The organism is Pseudoclavibacter sp. Marseille-Q434, from assembly GCF_050315415.1.
Lineage (GTDB): Bacteria > Actinomycetota > Actinomycetes > Actinomycetales > Microbacteriaceae > Pseudoclavibacter.
In genome coordinates this window covers 509,484-528,525 of record NZ_JBNPQH010000001.1, presented here as the reverse complement: position 1 = coordinate 528,525, position 19,042 = coordinate 509,484, and the positions used below count along the sequence as shown (strand labels likewise).

The following is a 19,042-nucleotide window of genomic DNA, read 5'->3' as shown; positions in this document are numbered from 1 at the left end:
CTCAGACCGAGAGCGTCACGCTGTCGGTCGTCCAGGCCCGCGCCTGCTCGCTGAACGTGAACCCGAGGCCCGGACGGTCGGGCACGATCATCCGTCCGTCTCGCGTCTCGAGTCGCTCCTCGAAGAGCGGGTCGAGCCAGTCGAAGTGCTCGACCCACGGCTCGCGCGGGTAGCAGGCGGCCAGGTGCAGGTGGATCTCCATCGCGAAGTGCGGGGCGAGGTCGAGGCCCGCCTCGTCGGCGAGGGTCATGAGACGGAGGAAGTTCGTGATTCCGCCGATGCGCGGCGCGTCCGGCTGGATGATGTCGCACGCGCGGGCGGTGATGAGCTGACGGTGCTCGGCCACGGAGGCGAGCATCTCGCCCGTCGCGATCGGGGTGTCGAGCGCACGCGCGAGATCCGCATGCCCCTCCGCGTCGTAGGCGTCGAGCGGCTCCTCGATCCACGTGAGGTCGAGGTCCTCGAGGCGGCGGCCCATGCGCAGGGCCGTCGCCCGGTCCCACTGCTGGTTCGCATCCACCATGAGCGGAACGCTCGCCCCGATGTGCTCGCGCACCGCGCGGACGCGGCGCAGGTCCTCGGCCGTATCCGGGAGGCCGACCTTGATCTTGATGCCGCCGATGCCTTCTGCGAGTGACTGCGTCGCGCGCTCGCGCACCTCGTCGAGCGACGCGTGGAGGAACCCGCCTGACGTGTTGTAGGTGCGCACCGAGTCGCGGTGCGCGCCGAGCAGCTTCGAGAGCGGCAGGCCGGCGCGCTTGGCCTTCAGGTCGTAGAGCGCGATGTCCAACGCCGCGAGCGCCTGGGTGGCGACGCCCGAGCGCCCGACGGAGGCGCCGGCCCAGAGCAGCTTGGTGTACAGCTTCTGGATGTCGTTCGGGTCTTCGCCGAGGGCGACTTCGGCGACCTCCCGCGCATGGGCGTACTGGGCGGCACCGCCTGCACGCTTCGAGTAGCTGAACCCGTGGCCGGAGAGGCCCTGCTCGGTGCGGATCTCGGCGATGAGGAAGACGACCTCGGTCATGGGCTTCTGCCTGCCAGTGAAGACCTTCGCGTCGGAGATGGGGGTGGCAAGCGGGAGGCGGAGCGTCGAGAGCCGTATTGAGCGGATCGAGTCTGCCGAGCGGAGCGAGTCTGGGGTGTGAGTCATATGCCTTCGTCCTTGAGGGTGACGTTCTGCAGAAAAGCTATCAGACAGCTTTAGAACCTGTCTAGCTGCAGCACACCCTCACCCTCTGACTGAGACTTGCGGTTGCCACTGTCGGTGGTGCGATTTACGCTTGATCCACGTTCGAATACAGATTCGAATCAGCGAAGGAGGGAACCATGCCAACCGTCATCGACGACACCATCGACGTCGCCGTCAGCCCAGACGGGCAGCCGGTCTCCTTCGTGTGGCAGCGCTTCCTCTACACCGTCACGGGCCAACCCCAGGCCTACTTCCGCAGGCTCCCGCCGTGGTGGCACGGAGGCTCATCCCCCGAGCGCATCGACCAGGAGCTGTGGCGCGTCACCGCGGTCCGCGACAGCGCACACGGGCAGCACGACGGACACCTCTACGACCTCTGCCGCGCCTCCGGCGGCTGGCTCCTGGCGCTGAGCTGGGAGTGAGGACACGATGAGCTTCCCCCACCTGCACGTCTCGTCCGGCTTCAGCGCGCACTATGCGGTCTCCCCTCCCGAGGTGCTCGCGCAGGCCGCCGTCGAGCGGGGCCTCGACACGATCGCCCTCACCGACCGGGACGGCATCTCCGGCGCGGTCAAGCACCTCCTCGCCTGCAGAGACGCGAAGCTGCGGGCCGTGCTCGGCAGCGAGCTCGCCGTGCACGACGAACGGGGCGAGCCCCTCGGGCGGGTTGTCGTGCTCGCGACCGGTGGAGACGGCGGCTCCGGCTATGCGGCACTGTGCCGGGCCGTGTCCGCAGCGCACGAGACCACCGCGAGCGCCCCAACGGGGGTGCATGAGCCGAGCATCCCACTCGCCCGCCTGGCCCAGCTCGCCAAGGACGAAGAGGGGGCCACCCGCCTGACGGTGATGCTCGGCCCGAGCAGCGATGTCGGCACGGCGGCTTCCGTGGCGCAGCTGGGGCTGGCGCGGGAGCGACTGCGAGCGTGGGTGCACGCACTCCCCCACTCCTCGCTGGTCGTGGAGGTCGTGTGCCACCTCGCAGAGCCAGGCACTCCCGGTTCGGTCACGGCTGCGACGCGGATGCTCGGTCTCGCCACGGAGTCCAGGCTGCGAGCGGTGCTCACGAACGCGGTCCGCTACGCCTCCCCCGAGGAAGCGGCGACGGTCGACATCGCAGACGCCGTCCGTGCTCGGCGGGCGCTCGACGAGATCGAGCTCGCCCCCACCGCGCAGGCGTGGCTCAAGCCTGCGAGCCTCATGCGGCAGGTCGCGCGCATGGTCGCGGATGCGGGCGGGCACGACGCCTCCGCCGCCGACGACCTCATCGCGCAGACGAGAGCGCTCGCCGAAGCCTGCATCATCGACCTCGAACGGGATGCGGGGATCGGCACCCCGCGCATGCCGGAGGTCACGCGCTTCGGCATCGACGGCGACCCGTTCGAGGTGCTGCGGGTGAAGGCCGAGGCCGCGATCCCTGCCCGCTACCCCGGTGCATCCAGTGCCCACGAGCGCGAGCTGCACGACCGCCTCGCCCATGAGCTGAAGACCGTGCGGAAGCTGGGCTTCGCCCCCTACTTCCTCACCGTCTCGCACGTCGTCGAACTCATCAAGGAGATGGGGGTCCGCGTACAGGCCAGGGGGTCAGGGGTCGGCTCGCTCCTCAACTACCTCCTGTACACGAGCCACGTCGAACCCGTCTCCCTCGGACTCATCTGGGAGCGCTTCCTCTCCGACGAGCGACGCACGCTGCCGGACATCGACCTCGACGTGGAGAGCGCCGAACGCCACCGCGTGTACCACCGCATCTTCGACGAGTTCGGTGGCGAGCGGGTCACACTCATGTCGATGGTGAACACCTACGGATCGAGAGGCGCCGTACGCGACGCCGGACTCGCGCTCGGGCTCGCCGACGGGGAAGTCGACCGCATCGCCAAGGAGCTGTGGCGCTTCTCCGCGAAGCGCTTCCGACAGGCCCTCGCCGAGAAGCCGGAGCTTCGGGAGTTCGCCGAAGAGGTGCGCCGCTCTCGCCAGCTCGACGTGCTCGTCGAGGCGACAGAGCGACTCGACTCCCTGCCGAGGCACATCTCCGTGCACCCCTGCGGCGTCATCCTCTCCGACATCTCCCTGCTCGACCGCACACCAGTGCAGATGTCCGGCATCGGCCTGCCCATGAGCCAGTTCGACAAGCACGACATGGACCCGATGGGCCTCATCAAGCTCGACATCCTCGGCGTGCGCATGCAGAGCGCCATGGCCCACGCCGTGAAGGAGCTGAAGCGCACCCGCGGCGAGGAGCTCGACCTCGACGCGCTGCCCCTCGACGACGAAGCGACCTACGAGACCATCCGCTCGACGAAGACCCTCGGCATCTTCCAGGTCGAGAGCCCAGGCCAGATGGAACTCGTCGGGAAGCTGCAGCCCGAGGTGTTCAACGACCTCGTCATCGACATCTCCCTGTTCCGCCCCGGCCCCATGCAGAACAACATGCCCCTCAACTTCCTCAGGGCACGCCACGGGGAGGTCATGCCCGACTACATCCACCCGAGACTCAAGCCCATCCTGCTCGAGACGAAGGGCGTCGTCATCTTCCACGAGCAGGTGATGCGCATCTTCGACGAACTCACCGGGTGCGGCCTCGAACTGGCCGACGTGTACCGACGCTGGCTCGCGAAGCCCGACCTCGTCCCGCGCATCGAGCAGCTGGTGCGCGGCAAAGCCGCCGAGCGCGGGTTCCCGCCCGAGATCATCGAACGGTCGTGGAAGGTCCTCGCCGGCTTCGGCAGCTTCGGCTTCGCGAAGGCCCACGGCGCCGCGTTCGCCCTGCCCACCTTCCAGAGCGCCTGGCTCAAGACCCACCGCGCCGCGCATTTCTGGGCAGGCCTCCTCACCCACGACCCCGGCATGTGGGGCAAGGACCTGATCATCGCCGAGGCAAGGCACCTCGGCATCCCGCTGCTGCCGATCGACGTGCAGCGGTCCGGCCTCGAGTACACGGTCGAGCCGCTCCCTGACGGGCGTGACGGGGTGCGCATGTCCCTCGCGGATGTGCGCGGCATGTCATCGGCGGAACGCGACAGGGTCGCCGAGCACCAGCCGTTCGACTCGCTCGCCGACTTCCGGGCACGAGTGCGGCCCCGTCGCAGCACGTTGGACTCCCTGGCCAGGGTCGGAGCGCTCGACGCCTTCATCGACTACGAGCCGCGCAGGCGGCACGAGCTGCTCGCGTTCATCCGCTCGCTCACCAGCAGCCCGACACGCGTGCCGGAGCATCAGCAGGCGTTCGCGTTCGCGCTGCCCGTCCCCCAGCTACGGGGAGTGAGCGCCATGGACCTGCACGGCAAGACGCAGACCGATCTCGAATTGCAGGAGCTCGGCCTCGGCGTGAGCCGTCACCAGATGGAGCGCTTCTTCCCGCTGTTCCGACAGCTCGGCGTCGTGCCGGCAAGCACGCTCATCGACCTGCCCGGCGGCACTGAGGTGCTCATCGCCGGGGTTCGCCGTGCGACGAACACGCCACCGATGCGCGGGGGCCGCCGCACGGTGTTCGTCTCCCTCGACGACAGCACCGGCCTCTCGCAGACCGTGTTCTTCCACGACGCACAGGAGCGGGCTGGCAATCGCGTGTTCCGCACGCACTACATGCTCGTTCGAGGCACGACACGCAGATCAGGGGCCAGGGGAATCTCCGTCACCGGCGACATGGCGTGGGACCTCCTGGAGGTCGCGCAGCTCATGGCGGCGTCGCACCCCGCGAGCACAGGCGGTGCCCAGCGGATGCGCGGCAGCGACCCCGCTCAGACCAGATCGAGCGCCGTGGTCCTCGAATCGTCGGAGCGGGACACCTCCGTGAGGCCGAGACGCCTCGCGAGCGCGTAGGACGCCTCGTTCTCGAGGTCCATGACCGCAATCACCCGTTTCACCCCGACATAGTCGCGCAGGTACTCGACGAGCGCATCCGCAGCCTCGGTGGCGAAGCCCTGCCCGGCGAATCCCGGATGCATGATCCACCCGAGCTCAGCCGACCGATGCTCAGGCTCGACCTCCCGCAGGTGCACGGACACGTCGCCGACGAGCTGACCGTCATGCTCGACCGCAAGGGCCATGAAGTCCCCCGACTGCCACAGCCGCGTCTGCGTGGTGCGACGGCTCAGATGCTCCGTCGCCTCCGCGAGATCGCGCCGCTTCCAATGCAGGTAGCGCACCACGTCGGCGTTCGACACGATCTCGTGCCACGCCCCCGCGTCGCGGACGGTGTGGGGACGGAGCACAAGGCGCTCCGTGAACAGCTGGGGCGCGTCGAACGGACGCTCAGTGCGGGGGCCGCGCAGGAACCGGGGACGGTGGAACAGCCCACCCTGCAGGTCCTTCTTGACCCCCGGCGTACGGCTAGCGAGGCCGGGCTGCTGAATTCGCTGGAGTGTCATGCGTCGCAGGTTACGAACTCCCTCCATGCCCTCGGTAAGAGAAGATTTGAGCTTCCTATGAGGACGGGCCCACATACCACCCGCGGGGCCCGCTCGTGACACGATGATCCAATGCCCGATTCTGCTTCCGCTGACCCGATCATCGAGCCCGGGCGCCGTCGGGCGGTCCTCGCCCAGCTCCCCCGTCTCCACCGCCCGGACGGCACCCCCATCCGCGTGCTGCTTGTCGACGACGAAGAGACGCTCACGAACCTCGTCAGCCTGGCCCTCTCCTACGAGGGTTGGCAGGTCGACGTGGCCAGCAACGGTCGCGACGCGCTCGCGAAGTTCACGGCGGAACGGCCCGACGTCGTCGTCCTCGACATCATGCTTCCCGACATCGACGGCCTCAGCATTCTCAGGAACCTCCGAGGTCAAGGACACGCCACGCCCGTGCTCTTCCTCACCGCGAAGGACTCGATCGACGACCGCATCATCGGGCTCACCGCGGGCGGCGACGACTACATGACCAAGCCCTTCAGCCTGGAGGAGCTCGTCGCCAGGCTCCGCGGACTCATCCAACGAGCGGGCGAAGCCGTCGCGGATGACGCTTCACAGCTCCGGGTCGGCGACCTCTTCCTCGACGAGAGCAGCTACGAGGTGCGCCGCGGCAGCGACCCGATCGCCCTCACGACAACCGAGTTCGAGCTGCTGCGCTACTTCATGCGCAATCCCAAGCGCGTACTGAGTCGCGCCCAGATCCTCGACCGCGTCTGGAACTACGACTTCGCCGGCAAGGCCAGCATCGTCGACCTCTACGTCTCCTACCTGCGCAAGAAGATCGACGCCGGGCGCACGCCGATGATCCACACCGTCCGCGGCGTCGGCTACGTGATCAGGCCAGCCGAATGAGACCGTGGACGCTCCGGGCGCGCATCATCGTCGGCGTCACCCTCGTGGTCGCGTTCGTCATGAGCGTCATCGGCATCATGAACGTCGTCACCCTCAACTCGGCGATCACGAGCGTCGTGAACACACAGCTCGCCGCCTCCATGTCGGTGCTCGAGAACTCCGTCGACAAGTACCGGGACGACATCCCCGGCACCCACCCGCACCCGCCGAAGAACGGCGAGACAAGCGCCCCGAAGGTCAAGCCGCTCATCAACTTCGTCGGACACGCGCCAGGCACCATCATCGCCCTCGCGCACAACGGCGAGATCATCGACTCGGCGTCCTTCAGCGAGACCTCCGCGGTCGAGTGCGACCAGACCATCAAGAACGAGCTCGCCGCCCTCGCGCAGTCCGACGACTTCGCAGTCCAGCACTCCCTGCTCGAGACCATCAAGCTCGACGACGTCGCCGGCGACTTCCGCGTCATGATCCACGAATGGGAGGGCGATCCCAGCTACGCCCTCATCTCCGCGGTGTCGCTCGACACCGCCCGAGAGGCGACCCTCAACCAGACCGTGCTCACGCTCGTGCTCTCCTCGCTGGGCATCGGGCTCATCGTGCTCCTCGTCGCCCTGGTCATGCGCGTCGCGATGCGTCCCCTCTCCCGGGTCGTCAACGCGGCCGAGAACGTGGCGCAGATGCCCCTCGCATCGGGCGAGGTGGGACTCCGCCAGGCCGTGAAGCTCAACGACATCGACCCCCGAACCGAGGTCGGCAAGGTCAGCGAGGCGCTCGACAAGCTCCTCGCGCACGTCGACGAGGCCTTCGCGGTTCGCTCCGCAGCCGACCAGCGGATGCGCCGCTTCGTCACCGACGCCAGCCACGAGCTGCGCACCCCCCTGGCAGCGATCCAGGGCTACGCGGAACTCACTAGGCAGGACTCCGCATCCCTGCCGGACACCACCGAGCGCTCCCTGGCCCGCATCGAGTCGGAGGCGACCCGCATGAGCTCGCTGGTCAACGACCTCCTGCTGCTCGCCCGCCTCGACGAAGGCCAGGACCTCCAGCTCGACACCGTGGACCTGTCCGAGCTCGTCATCAATGCCGTCAGCGACGCGCAGGCCAGTGACGCCGACCGCCACTGGAGCGCCACCGTGCCCCCGAGCGAGGTCTCCGTGCTCGGCGACTGGGAGCGCCTGCACCAGATCGTCGTGAACCTCCTCTCGAACGCCAGCCAGCACACCCCGCAAGGCACCCACGTCAACGTGTCCGTCCGCTACGAACTCGCCACCGCGTCTGCGACCGGGCGCGAAGCCGTCCTGGTGGTTCGCGACGACGGCCCCGGCATCCCCGCCGCCCTGCGTCAGGACCTCTTCTCGCGGTTCGCACGCGGCGACTCGGCCAGGACACGGGCCTCAGGCAGCACCGGGCTCGGGCTCGCGATCGTGAAGTCCATCGTCGAGGCCCACGGCGGACAGATCGCCGTCGAGTCAGATGACGGCGCGGCATTCATCGTGCGCATCCCCGCCGCCAAGGCCTGGGACTAGCGAGCCGCGCTCGCCTCCCGCCCCGATGGCTCCGCGTCGGCGAGCGGAGGTTTCGGCGGGTACGCGAGCGTCACCATGACCACCGAGATGATCATGAGCAGGAACCACGAGAGCAGCTTCGTGATCGACACGAGCTCCCAGCCGTGCTCCTGGTTCGGGTACACCCACGCCCCCGCGAGCGTGCCGATGTTCTCCGCGAACCAGATGAAGAGCGCGACGAGCAGGAACGCGACGAGCAGCGGCATGCGGAGCGTCCTGCGGAACACGCGGAAGTGCATCCACGTGCGACCCCACAGCACCGCCACGAAGAGCAGCAGCACGTAGCGGAAGTCGTAGGCGTAGTGGTGCGTGAAGAAGTTCACGTAGATCAAGACGGCGGCGATGACGGTCAGCCAGATGCGCGGGTACCTCGAGAAGCGCAGGTCGAAGAGGCGATGGACGCGGCACATGTACGAGCCCACGGCGGCGTACATGAACCCCGTGTAGAGCGGCACGGGGCCGATGTGCAGCACTCCCCCTGACGCGTAGCTCCACGAGCCGACGCTCGTCTTGAAGAGCTCCATACCGGTGCCGACGATGTGGAAGGCGAGGATCACGAGCAGCTCGCGCCCCGTCTCGAGCCGTGCGGCGATCATGACGACCTGGATGACGACGGCGCCGATGACGAGCGCATCGTTCCGAGCGAGCAGGGCGTCGTCCGGATACCCGAGCCTCGCCGCGAGGATCATGACGAGCATGAGCGCGCCGAAGATGCACGCCCACGCCTGCTTCAGGCCGAACACCAGGAACTCCACCAGGCCGGCCCTGAGGCCGTGAGACGGGGAGTTCTCGAGAAGCCGCCCGGCGACGTCGTCGATGCGCCGCTCGAGGCTCGTGAATCTGGCCACCTGGCACCGCCGCTTTCCTACCGCGCCAACGATCGGCGCACGTCGAATGGCCGAGACTAGCGGCTTCAGACCGCGAACCCGCTGAGGCGGGCCACGACACCCGCGCACTTCCAGGTCGGCAGTGGGCCCCGGAGACGGATGAGGGGCGGCCCAAGGCAAACGGGAACGTGAAAGGCCCGCTTCCTCGAGAGGAAACGGGCCTTGTGCCGCAGTTCATACTTGCTCTTTCGAGCAACCCAACTTGTGCGGCTTTGGTTGCGGGGGCAGGATTTGAACCTACGACCTCCGGGTTATGAGCCCGGCGAGCTACCGAACTGCTCCACCCCGCGGCACAAGAGAAAACATTACACGCGGTCCTGACGTCGTGCAACTCCGGGTGCTCGTTCCCCGGAAAACGCGGCGTGTCGGGGGTCCAGGGGCGACAACACATCGGGCTAGAACGGGCCGAGCAACCGCCCGAAGGACGCGAATTCGTCGAAAACGGCTTCGCCCGGCCGGGCAGGCACCGCATCCCGGGCGCGTCGCGCCTCCGCGGCAACCGCGTGTGCACCTCAGACTTGGGTCTTGTGCAGCCGCCGACCGCACAGCAGGTGCACACGGCCCACCTCTGCTGACGAATCGTGGGCCGGGGCAAGGCGTCGGGGCGCGCTGCGGGGAGGACACGCAGGCACAGACGCCGACGGGCGCCGTCCTCAGTGAGGACGACGCCCGTCGGCGTGTGGAGCTCGGCCGCCTACGTGGTGGGCGTCGGCTCCGGGGACTCGCCCGAGGTGCCCGAGATCTGACCATCAGCCTCACGGGCGCGGTTCAAGGCGTCCGTGAGTCGCTTGTCAGCCTCAGCTGCGGCAACGAGGTCGTTGTTCGCGTACGCCGTCGTGCGGTCCTCAAGTGCCTGCTCAGCGTCGGCCAGGGCCGTCGAGAGCTGCTCCTGTGGAGTCCCCGTTCCCCCGCCAGCCGGCGGAGTCGTGGCAGTCGGAGCCGGCGTCCCAGCGGTGTCGTCCGGGATGGAGTCGACGGGCACATCGTCGTCGGAGACCTCGACGCCACCGTCACCCGCGTCCGCACCGGCGTCGCCACCGAAGAGCTCGTCGAGCGCCTCGTCGAGCGTCGGCTGGAACGCGATCTTGTCGCCGAACGCGACGAGCACGCGCCTGAGCAGCGGGTAGCTGGTCTCACCGGTGGACTCGACGTAGACCGGCTGCACGTACAGGAAGCCCTCGCCGACGGGCACGGTCAGCAGGTTGCCTCGCAGCACCTGCGTCTGGCCGCCTCGCTCGAGCAGGTTCAGCTGGTTGGCGACCGTCTCGTTCGAGTTGAAGATGTTCTGCACCTGACCCGGACCGTTGACGTTGTCGTTCTCGACCCGGAGGAGCGTGATGCGCCCGTAGGTGTCAGCGACCGTACCGTCTGTGGAACCCGCGTTGGAGTTCGCCGCCAGGTACCCCCTCAGCACGTTCCTCGACTGCGCGTTCGCGTTCGTCAGCGGAATGTACGTGGAGTAGATCGAGAAGGCCGATTCCTGCCCGGGGAGCTGCATCGTCAGGTAGTACGGGGGCTGCGACGCTTCGCCACCAGTCGGGTTCTGCGGCAGCTGCCACGCGTTCGTCTGGTTGTAGAACGTGCTCGCGTCGGTCACGTGGTACCGCGCGAACATCTCGCGCTGCACCTTGAACATGTCCGTGGGGTAGCGGATGTGGCTGAGCAGGTCACCCGACATCTCCGACACGTTCTTCAGCGTCGACGGGAAGACCTTCTGCCACGTCTGCAGGATCGGGTCCGTCTCGTCGAAGGCGTAGAGCGTGACGCTGCCGTCGTACGCGTCGACGGTCGCCTTCACCGAGTTGCGCATGTAGTTGATGACCTCTGGAGGCAGCGAGGAGGCCGGCGTGTCCGCGTCCTCGAGCAGATTCTGCAGGCCGGCGAGCTCCGAGTACGGGTACTTGTTGCTCGTGGTGTAGCCGTCGACGATCCACGTGAGGCGTCCGTCCACGACCGAGGGGTACGGGTCGGAGTCGATCGTCAGGTACGGGGCAGCCGCCTGCACTCGCTCGGCCGGGTCGCGGTCGTAGAGGATCTGCGACTCGTCGTTGACGTACTCCGAGAGCAGGATCTGCTCCGACTGGAACTTGATCGCGTAGACGAGACGGTTGAAGAGGTTGCCGAGATCGGGGCCGCCGTCTCCCGTGAACGTGTTGTACGTCTGGGTTGCGCCATCCGCGCCCGACACGTGGTCGAACTCAGCTGGCTCGGACCCCTCGGGGGCACCGACGATGGAGTACTCGGGCGAGGTCTCGCCGAAGTAGACGCGGGGCTCGAACTCGCCGAGCGCGCCCTCGCTTGGCATGCCACCCTCGATGAAGAGGGGCTGGCCGTCTGGGCCGCGCTGGTTGCCGAAGGCCGTGACGAGCCCATAGCCGTGCGTGTAGACGATGGTGTTGTTGACCCAGGACTGGGCGTCGGCGCCGAGGCCGGCGATGTTGATGTCTCGGACGGAGCCGACCGCATCCTGGACCTGGCCGTCGATCTCGTAGCGGTCGACGTCGAGCCTCTCCGGGAACTGGTAGTAGGCGCGCTCCTGCTCGAACTGCGCGAACGTCGGCGAGACGAGCGACGGGTCGAGGATGCGGATGTTCGCCGTGGTGTCGGCGTCGTCACGCAGCTGCCCCTGGCTGACCGTCGTCTCGGCCGCGTAGTTGACCTCTTCGATCTTGTCGAGGCCGTAGGCGGCGCGGGTCGCGTCGATGTTGTTCTGGATGTACGGGGTCTCGAGTGCCTGCTCGCTCGGTCCGACCTGGAACTGCTGCACGATCCAGGGGTAGACCATGCCGACGACGAGTCCGACGATGACGAGCAGCGCGGTTCCGACGAGCGGAAGACGCCAGCGGCCGATGGCTGCCGCGATGAAGAAGAGCACAGCGACGACGATCGCGGCTCCGGCGAGGATGCCCTGGCCGGGGATCGTCGCGTTCGCCTCGGTGTAGAGCACACCGGTCCAGCGGCCGGAGAGCGTGTTCAGCGCCGCGTAGCGGTCGAGCCAGAAGCTCACTGCCTGGACGAGCATGTACAGGCCGGCGAGGATCGCGATGTGCGTTCGCGCGCTCTTCGAGATGACGACCTCGCGACCGGTCACGCGGATACCGCCGTACAGGTACAGCGTCGCGGCCGTGAGGATGAGGGAGAGCAGCACGACGGCGCTCACGAAGGCGACCACACCGCGGTACAGGGGAAGCTGGAAGACGTAGAACGAGACGTCGAGGTTGAACACCGGGTCGGTCTCGCCGAACGGGGTCGAGTTCATCCACATGAGCACGGTCTGCCAGGACGCGATGAGCGCCACACCGGCGAAAAGGCCGAAGATGGCGGGCACGAACACCATTGCCCCGCGACGGATGGGCTCGATGACCTGCTGATAGCGGTCGAGCTGCTCGTTGAGCTTCGCGTAGACGGGACGCGCGCGGTAGGCGATCTGCAGGTTCACATACAGGGGCACCGCCATGGCGACGAGTCCGATCGCGAACATGATCGCGCCAGCTCCCCACTCGGTGAGGAGGACCTGGAGGAAGCCGAGCTGGTCGTACCAGAGCACGTCCGCGTATCGGCCGGCGAACCAGAAGAAGACGACGAGAAGCGCCACGACGATCAGCAGTGTGATCGTGAGCGGTCCCATCCGACGTCGGCTGGCGGGTTTCGGACTCTGGGGCTGTTGAGCTGCAGTGCTTGTCACGTCGTACCTGTCATTGCCTGGAAGGGCCGTTTGTTTTCCGAGAAAGGGGAACTAGGAGAGTTTATCTGGCAAGTGCCTGGCAAAACTGAGACACCGCCGCCTCAGGAGCCGAGCACCGACTCGCAGGTGCGCAGCGAGGTCGTGTCGGCGCCTTCGCCGACGGTCTGGATGACCTGCTCAGCCTCGGTGAGCGACGAGACCGCGTACACGGGGATCCCACCCGGGATACCGCCGTCGATGACGTCCTGACAGTTGTCGGCCGGAGCGAGGAAGAGGTCCGCCCCGACCTCGACGGCCGCGTACAGCTTCTGCGTGATGCCGCCGATGCTGCCGACGGTGCCGTCCGGGGACATCGTGCCGGTGCCGGCGACGTGAAGCCCCTGGGTGAGGTCGCCGTCGACGAGCTTGTCCGACACGGCCAGCGCGAAGATGAGCCCCGCGCTCGGCCCCCCGACGTTGCCGAGCTCGATGCTCACATCGATGGGGAAGTCGTGCTGCGTGGAGACGGTGACGCCCAGCAGGGCTCGCTCCTCCCCCTCGACGACACCCGCGCGTGGCGTGATCGAGAAGGTCTTGGACTCGCCGCCCCGGTCGACAGCGACGTCCACCGGCTGCAGGTCGTCCAGATTGCCGCCTGAGGCCTCGGCGACCGCCGCCGGGAGGCCCTCGGTCGAGTCGACCGGGATGCCGCTCACCGAGGTGACGAGGTCACCCGGCTCGAGCATCCCTGCCGCTGCCCCGTCCTCGCCCACCGAGACGATCGCGAGTGCCGTTCCGACGTCGTACCCCTCATTGAGGAGCGCGGCAGCGATCGCATCCGCTTCCGAACCCTGCATCAGCGCAGCGTTCTGCGCGTCGCGCTGCTCGCCGGTCTCGGCATCTGCGTAGTACGCCTCCACGGGAAGCACGTCGTTGGACGGCGTGACGAGGGCGAGGAACACCTCGAACCAGTTGGGCAGGTTCTCCGGCCTTCCGCCCACGTTGACGGTCATGACATCCAGCTGCCCGTCAGAAGGCTCGAACGTGTCCGCTCCGCCGATCGTGATGACCTCGACCTGCGTGGGGTCCTCCTGCGACGCCTGCACGGTGCCGAGCGCATCGAAGACGGGACCGGGCGAGCGCACGACGTACGGGGCCGGGCTGAACCCGAGCGCGACGAGCAGCAGCATGCCGATCGACAGGAAGACGAGGCCGATGCGCGCCCGGCGGGTCCCCTCTTCGCTTCGACGACGGTTCGCCTCGTGCGCTCTGGCGAACGCCTCGGACTGCTCGCGCACACGCGCTTCACCCTCTGGTGAGGGCTCTGAGAAGAAGGTCACTGCGCTCGTTTCGATGTCCTGCGGCCATTGTTCGCCCGTGGCGCAAGGCACTCGGCGCATACGCAGTCACGGCGACCCTTCCTTCGAGGGGCCACGAGCTAGCGTAGATCCAAGCGCTGGGAGGTGCGGAATGAGTGATGCACAGGGACCGATTCCCGACGACGGATCCGAGGACGAGCTGCGCAAGCTGCTTCGTGAGCTGCTGAGCGGCCAGGGCGGCTTCGACCCTGCGAAGCTGGCTGGGGTCGCGGGGCTCCCGAACGACCCTGCCGCGGTGCAGGCGCTGCTGTCGCAGCTGCAGGCGGCCGTGGCGAACCCGGGAAACGGGCTCGACTGGCAGGTCGCACGAGACCAGGCGCGCCGGGTCGCGCAGCCGAAGAACCGCGAGATCAGCTCGGAAGAGGCTGCCCGCTTCGACCAGGCGTTCCGCGTGGCGCAGCTGTGGCTGAGCGAGGCGACCGAACTCGGCGAGCTCAACGAATCCCCCGCGACGCTGACCAGACTCGAGTGGATCACGGGCTCGATCCAGTTCTGGACGTCGCTGTCCGAGCCGGTCGCCACGAGCATCGCGGATGCGCTCATGAACGTGCTCACCGAGCAGACACCACCAGAGATGGCGCAGCTGCTCGGCCAGTCCTCCTCGATGATGCGCGGCATCGGCGGTGCCATGTTCGCGGTGCAGCTCGGCCAGGTCGTGGGGAACCTCGCAGAGGAGGTCGTCGCCGGAGGCGACATCGGCGTGCCGGTCCTCGACCACAGCAGGCCCTCGCTGCTGCCGCAGAACATCGACGACTTCGCCGAGGGCCTCGACGTCGACCGCGAGCAGGTCGAGCTGTACCTCGCGGTGCGCGAGACCGCCCACGCGCGTCTCTTCCAGCACGCTAAATGGCTCCGCCTGCATCTCATCTCGTCGATCACCGAGTTCGCCAGAGGGGTGAGCATCGACGTGTCCCGCATGGAGGAGCTCGCGCAGACCCTCGACCCGAGCGACCCGGACGGCATCAGGGCCGCGCTCTCCGAAGGCGCGTTCATCCCGCCTCGCACCGAGCAGCAGGAGGCGGCGCTGGCGCGACTCGAGACTATGCTCGCGCTCATCGAGGGCTGGGTCGACGTCGTGACGGAGGACGCGACCGCGCGGCTCCCGAAGTCCGTTGCGCTGGCCGAGACGGTCCGCCGTCGGCGAGCCGTTGGTGGACCGGCGGAGCGCGCGTTCGCGTCGCTCGTCGGGTTAGAGCTGCGTCCCCGCCGCCTCCGCGAAGCGGCAGCCATGTGGAGGGCCGTGTCCGAAGCCCACGGCGCTCAGGTTCGCGACGAGCTCTGGGCGCACTTCGACGCCCTTCCCACCAGTGAGGACATCGACCACCCGGAGGCGCTCGTGACGAGGCTCGGCTTCGGCGAGCTTCCGGCGGACGAGTACGACGAGGCGCTCGCGAAGTTCCTCGACGACCCGACGGCGTTCGGAGATGCGCCCGAGGGCGGCGACAAGCCCACCGGCTAGCGGGCTGCGGCCGGCGGGCTCGACCCTCCGGCCGCGCCCCAGCCTGCCTGTGGAGAACTCCTGCGCTGGACCACGAGTTCCAGCATGATCTCCGCATGGACCTGCGACTGCCTCCCGGTGTGCCGATCGTGTGGCGCTCCCCCACGGTTCTCCAGCTCGGCGGGGTTGCCGCTCACGCGATCATCGACGTGCCGAGCACGGGAGCCGAGCGCTTCCTCGAATCGCTGCGTCAGCAGGGCACGCTCGAGCAGTTCCAGGAGCGTGGCTCCCGACTCGGGCTGACCAGCGCCGAAGTGCGCGACCTGCTGGACGCCGTCAGCCCGCTGCTCGAGGTGGCGCCGGTTTCGCCGCGCAGACGGGCGACGAGACCCGCGAGGGGCGTACCGCGGCGACCACCGGTCGTCCTGGTGCGCGGCACCGTCGCGGGCGACGACCTCTCCGAGCACATCGCGGCGCTCGGATGCACCGTGAGGCGTGCCGGAGCCGACTACCGGCCTCCGGGACCCGCCGAGATCGGGGTGGTCGTCGACTGCGCCGACTACGTCCTGCCGCCGCGGCGATACGCGCCGCTGATGGCCGACGATGTCCCCCACCTCGCCGTCATCGCGGAGGACCTCGGGGCGACCGTAGGGCCGTTCGTCGTTCCCGGCCGCACGCCCTGCGTGCGCTGCGACGATCTGCACCGACTCGACGCCGACCGGGCCTGGGCGGCCATCGCCACGCAGCTCGCTGTCACCGACCGGGTCCCGCTGCCGCGGTCCACTCGAGAGATCGTGCGCAGCCTCGTGACGAGATCGGTGGCCTCCTGGCTCGCCGAGGGACCCGCGTCAGCAGATTGCGGTTCCGAGTCCTGGAAGCTCGACGCCGTCAGCGGCGAGGTCCACCGAACGCACCGTTCGTTCCACGGCGAATGCGGGTGCCGAGCTCTGCCAGGAAGCGAGACGCGGGGCGCTCCGCGTCGCGTCTCCCCCCGAACTGCGCATGCGTCAGGCGGAGCCGCTTCCGTGCGCGCGTGACGGCCACGTACAGCAGGCGCCGTTCCTCGTCGAGCTCCGCCTGCGACTCGGCGTACCAGATGGGCAGCAGGCCCTCGCTCGCCCCGATGATGGTGACGCTGTCCCACTCGAGCCCCTTCGCCGCGTGGATGCTCGAGAGCGTCACGGCTCGCAGCTCCGGTTCGTACTGCATCTTGGCCCGCTGCTGCAGCTCCGCCGAGAACTCAGCGAGCTTCGTGCCGTGCGGCTGCGCATCGGCCAGCCGCAGAAGCGCGTCCCACGAGTTCCAACGGTCGCGGAGCGCGCCGGAGTCGGCGGGCGGCTCGTGTGTCCACCCGAGGTCGCGGAGTACGTCGCTGACCGCCTGGAACAGGGGCCCCTCGGTCTCCTGCATGACGGCGGCACGCAGTGCGCTGAGCGCCTGGCGCACCTCCGGCTGCTCGAAGAACCGGCGCTGCCCGATGGCCGAGTAGGCGATCCCCGCGTCCTGCAGGGCCCGTTCCACGGCGGCGGCCTGCACGTTCGTTCGGTAGAGCACGGCGATGCTCTCGATCGGGATGCCGCCGCGGAGATCCTCGCCGATGCGGTGCACGACCCCGCGCGCCTCATCATCGTCATCGTGGAACTGCAGCACCTCTGGCAGCGGCTCACGCCTCGGTGTCTCGGCGGCCGGCTCGAGCGTGAGCGCGTAGGGCACGTGACGGGCGACCTCGTTGGCGACGCCGATGATCGCGGATGTCGAGCGGTAGTTGTCTTCGAGACGCACGACCCGCGCGTCCGGATAGCGCTCGGGGAACCCCGTCAGGAAGGAGCTGGACGCCCCGGCGAACGAGTAGATCGTCTGCGCCGCATCGCCGACGACGCACAGCTCGCGTCGCTCCCCGAGCCACAGCTGCAGCAGTCGCTGCTGCAGCGGCGAGACGTCCTGGTATTCGTCCACGACGAAGAACCGGTACTGCTCGCGGACACGCTGGGTCACCCACGGTTCGAGCTCGAGCATGCCGACGGTGGCCAGGAGGACGTCCTCGAAGTCCATCTGACGACGCTCGTCCTTGATGTCCTCGTACGCCTGCAGCAGAGCGAGAGCCGCGTCGTCGCCGACGCCCTTCGGCAGAGATCGCGTCGTTCGCAGCTGGATCGCGTACTCCTCGATCGAGAGCTCGCGCACCTTGCGCCATTCGATCTCCGTCGCCATGTCCCGCACCCCCGCCGGGTCGAGGCGCAGGCGGATGCGCTCGGCGGCCTCGGCGATGAGTCTCCCCTTGCCCTTCACGATCGCCGGCGCGGGCCCGCCGACGGTGTGCGGCCAGAAGAAGCCGAGCTGACTCAGCGCGGCGGCGTGGAACGTTCGAGCGGCAACACCGGAGGCTCCGAGATCGCGGAGGCGTCCGCGCAACTCGCCCGCCGCCTTCGAGGTGAAGGTCAGGGCGAGCACTCGGGACGGGTCGTACACGCCGGCGCGGATGCCGTAGGCGATGCGGTGCGTGATGGTGCGGGTCTTGCCCGTCCCGGCGCCGGCGAGGATGCAGACCGGTCCGACCAGGGCCAGCGCGGCCTCACGCTGCGCGTCGTTGAGGGAGGCGAGGAGGCTGACGTCTGCCGTCGAGGCCTGCGCCGGTGTCTCCGATTCAGTCGAGGTGACCACTGAGCCACGCATCGATGATCGCGCGGGCGATCGAGGTGGGGCCGGGGAGCCGATCCTCGATGGCGCGCACCTCGTCTCGAGTGAACCAGCCGAGCTCGACGATCTCGTCGTTGTCAGGTTCGACGCTCGCGGGGTCCTGGTCCGGGTGGAGCTTGGCGGTGAAGCCGACCATGATGCTCGCGGGGAATGGCCACGGCTGCGAACCCAGGTACCTCGGTTCGACGACGTGGGCCCTGGCCTCCTCGTAGATCTCGCGTGCGACGGCGGCCTCGAACGACTCTCCCGGCTCGACGAAGCCCGCCAGGAGCGAGAAGCGTCGCGGGTTCCACCGCACATTCGCGCCGAGGAGGATGCGATCATCCCGGTCGAGGACGGCCGCGATGATAGCCGCGTCCGTGCGAGGGAAGCTGACGTGCGACTCGCCCTCCGCCTGGCGCACCCAGCCGGCGAGGCCCGAGCTGGTCGCGGAGCCGGTGCGCGGCGAGAACCCGTGGGTGTCGTGCCAGTTCGTGATGGCGAGCGCCTCCGTGAACAGCCCGCAGTGCACAGCGCCCAGGTGCGCGGCGGTCTCCATGAGCCCCGCCCAGAGGCGCGCATCCGGCTCGAGGGCGGCCGCGAGATGCTCGCCGACGCTGACGGACACGACGGAGGTGCCCTGAGGCAGCCCGTCGTCGTCGGCGAGTGTGCGACCGAGGTAGATGGCCTCGCCGATGACGGGTGCCAGGATCGAGGCGCGTTCGCTCGTCGCGACCAGCAGCTCGAGCTTCGGCCCGTCGCCGTCGGAGCGCATGAGCGCCTGGCCTCCGCTCAGGACGAGCACGCGGGTGGCGTCATCGGCGAAGAGCGCCTGAACGAGACCGGGCTGGCTCCGACGCTCGTGGTCGCGATCGGTCTGCTGCTGGGCGAGGGGAAGACGAGACATGAAGTGATTCATAGGCGGACTCATCCTAGGTCGCCTCGACGCTGTGCGGGCGTGGCACTCGCTCAGCCTGGACCCTGCCTCC

General features: G+C 68.4%; 12 protein-coding genes and 1 tRNA gene. 5 read left to right on the top strand and 8 right to left on the bottom strand.

All coding sequences use genetic code 11. The annotated features are described in order from the left end of the window. Nucleotide 1: 1 nt before the first annotated feature. Entirely contained in the window at nucleotides 2–1,150 is a 1,149-nt protein-coding gene (locus ACQFZP_RS02515) for an L-talarate/galactarate dehydratase (protein ID WP_211890224.1), read from the bottom strand. Nucleotides 1,151–1,326: 176 nt separating this feature from the next. Between ACQFZP_RS02515 and ACQFZP_RS02510 the strand changes: the two genes are divergently transcribed. Next, on the top strand, nucleotides 1,327–1,611 hold the full coding sequence (locus tag ACQFZP_RS02510; RefSeq protein ID WP_104312273.1) for a hypothetical protein: 285 nt from the start codon (nucleotides 1,327–1,329) through the stop codon (nucleotides 1,609–1,611). Nucleotides 1,612–1,618: 7 nt separating this feature from the next. Further along, a complete protein-coding gene (dnaE, locus tag ACQFZP_RS02505; protein ID WP_211890223.1) occupies nucleotides 1,619–5,005 on the top strand; it encodes a DNA polymerase III subunit alpha in 3,387 nt (1,128 codons plus the stop codon). Here dnaE and ACQFZP_RS02500 read toward each other — a convergent pair. Beyond that, nucleotides 4,924–5,553, bottom strand: a complete 630-nt coding sequence (locus tag ACQFZP_RS02500; RefSeq protein WP_211890222.1) for a GNAT family N-acetyltransferase — start codon at nucleotides 5,551–5,553, stop codon at nucleotides 4,924–4,926. The genes dnaE and ACQFZP_RS02500 overlap by 82 nt on opposite strands. Before the next feature lie 111 nt (nucleotides 5,554–5,664). Between ACQFZP_RS02500 and ACQFZP_RS02495 the strand changes: the two genes are divergently transcribed. Both ACQFZP_RS02495 and ACQFZP_RS02490 read left to right on the top strand, forming a co-directional pair. Beyond that, the gene (locus tag ACQFZP_RS02495; RefSeq protein ID WP_104253611.1) at nucleotides 5,665–6,444 is read left to right on the top strand and encodes a response regulator transcription factor; all 780 of its coding nucleotides are present in this window, start codon (nucleotides 5,665–5,667) and stop codon (nucleotides 6,442–6,444) included. Beyond that, nucleotides 6,441–7,970: a sensor histidine kinase gene (locus ACQFZP_RS02490; RefSeq protein WP_104312276.1), complete on the top strand. Its 1,530-nt coding sequence runs from the start codon at nucleotides 6,441–6,443 to the stop codon at nucleotides 7,968–7,970. Before ACQFZP_RS02495 ends, ACQFZP_RS02490 begins: the two co-directional genes overlap by 4 nt. Here the strand turns inward: ACQFZP_RS02490 and ACQFZP_RS02485 are convergent. The 4 genes from ACQFZP_RS02485 to ACQFZP_RS02470 form a co-directional block, all read right to left on the bottom strand. Then, the gene (locus ACQFZP_RS02485; protein WP_211890221.1) at nucleotides 7,967–8,857 is read right to left on the bottom strand and encodes a DUF817 domain-containing protein; all 891 of its coding nucleotides are present in this window, start codon (nucleotides 8,855–8,857) and stop codon (nucleotides 7,967–7,969) included. The genes ACQFZP_RS02490 and ACQFZP_RS02485 overlap by 4 nt on opposite strands. Nucleotides 8,858–9,109: 252 nt before the next feature. Then, nucleotides 9,110–9,186 (bottom strand) — tRNA-Met (locus ACQFZP_RS02480). Nucleotides 9,187–9,590: 404 nt separating this feature from the next. Next, nucleotides 9,591–12,524, bottom strand: coding sequence for a UPF0182 family protein (locus tag ACQFZP_RS02475; RefSeq protein WP_179556489.1), 2,934 nt, complete (start codon nucleotides 12,522–12,524; stop codon nucleotides 9,591–9,593). Nucleotides 12,525–12,682: 158 nt separating this feature from the next. Further along, nucleotides 12,683–13,900: a YlbL family protein gene (locus ACQFZP_RS02470; protein ID WP_104312278.1), complete on the bottom strand. Its 1,218-nt coding sequence runs from the start codon at nucleotides 13,898–13,900 to the stop codon at nucleotides 12,683–12,685. A gap of 130 nt (nucleotides 13,901–14,030) precedes the next feature. Here ACQFZP_RS02470 and ACQFZP_RS02465 point away from each other — a divergent pair, with 130 nt between their 5' ends. Continuing rightward, a complete protein-coding gene (locus ACQFZP_RS02465; protein ID WP_179556488.1) occupies nucleotides 14,031–15,398 on the top strand; it encodes a zinc-dependent metalloprotease in 1,368 nt (455 codons plus the stop codon). Between the two features lie 867 nt (nucleotides 15,399–16,265). Here ACQFZP_RS02465 and ACQFZP_RS02460 read toward each other — a convergent pair. Next, nucleotides 16,266–18,050, bottom strand: coding sequence for an ATP-dependent helicase (locus ACQFZP_RS02460; RefSeq protein ID WP_211890220.1), 1,785 nt, complete (start codon nucleotides 18,048–18,050; stop codon nucleotides 16,266–16,268). Further along, the gene (gene nudC / locus ACQFZP_RS02455; protein ID WP_249312007.1) at nucleotides 18,022–18,960 is read right to left on the bottom strand and encodes an NAD(+) diphosphatase; all 939 of its coding nucleotides are present in this window, start codon (nucleotides 18,958–18,960) and stop codon (nucleotides 18,022–18,024) included. The genes ACQFZP_RS02460 and nudC overlap by 29 nt, the downstream gene beginning before the upstream one ends. Nucleotides 18,961–19,042: the final 82 nt, after the last annotated feature.